General features: G+C 68.0%; 1 protein-coding gene. It reads left to right on the forward strand.

The window, feature by feature from the left end; genetic code table 11:
• Positions 1-106: 106 nt before the first annotated feature.
• A partial coding sequence (locus tag LQV45_RS33605; protein WP_230012126.1) for an NAD(P)H-quinone dehydrogenase occupies positions 107-1,251 on the forward strand: 1,145 nt, incomplete at its 3' end.

A 1,251-nucleotide genomic window follows, 5' to 3' on the forward strand; every position in this document is an offset into this window, starting at 1 on the left:
GTACAAGTTATCGCGGCCGGGGCCCGCTGCCCAGCATGCACGGGCGGACCCGCGCGCGGCCCGGATTCTTGGTGGCTCCGGTTCAGATGGTGGACAATGGTTGATTGTGACTACGCATCCTGACTTCAGCTCACCCCGCATCGCAATTCTCGGCGGAGGGCCTGGCGGCTACGAGGCCGCCATGGTCGCCGCCTCGCTGGGGGCGCAGGTCACCATCATCGAGCGTGCGGGCCTCGGCGGCTCGGCGGTGCTGACCGACGTCGTTCCGTCCAAAACCCTGATCGCGACGGCAGATCTGATGACCCGCGTCGGCGAGGCCGGCGAGCTCGGGGTTAAATTCGACCTCGACGGCGGCGACTGCACCCCCACGATGCGCGCGGACCTCAAGCACATCAACGACCGCCTGCTGCGGCTGGCGCGGAAGCAGTCGGAGGACATCCAAGTCGGGCTGGAACACCAGAACGTCCGTATCCTGATCGGTTCCGGCAGGCTGCTGGACAACCACACCATCGAGGTCCTCACCGCCAACGGCACCGAGACGGTGGAAGCAGACACCATCCTGCTGGCGGTCGGCGCCCACCCGCGCGAACTGCCCACGGCCCGCCCGGACGGTGAGCGCATCCTCAACTGGGCCCAGATCTACAACATGGACGTGCTCCCCGAAGAGCTGATCGTGGTGGGTTCCGGCGTCACGGGCGCGGAATTCGCCTCAGCCTACAACGGCCTGGGTTCCAAGGTCACCCTGATTTCCAGCCGCGACCGCGTGCTGCCGGGCTCGGACACCGACGCCGCCGAGGTCCTCGAGGGCGTCTTCGAACGCCGCGGGCTCAAGGTCCTCTCCCGCGCCCGCGCCGAGACCGTCGAGCGCACGGACGACGGCGTCGTGGTCACCCTCGGCGACGGTTCGAAGGTGACCGGCAGTCACTGCCTGGTCTGCGTCGGCTCCATCCCCAACACGGCCGGCATCGGCCTGGAGGAAGCCGGCGTCGCGCTGACCGAGAGCGGTCACATCAAGGTCGACGGCGTCTCGCGCACCACTGCGCCGAACATCTACGCCGCGGGCGACTGCACCGGCGTGCTGGCGCTCGCCTCCGTCGCCGCGATGCAGGGCCGGATCGCGATCGCGCACTTCCTGGGCGACAGTGTCATGCCCCTTAAGCTGCACCAGGTCGCGTCCAACATCTTCACCTCGCCCGAGATTGCGAACGTGGGCGTCTCCGAGGCCGAGATTGATTCGGGCAAGTACCAGGC

Source organism: Microbacterium sp. Bi128, assembly GCF_918698205.1.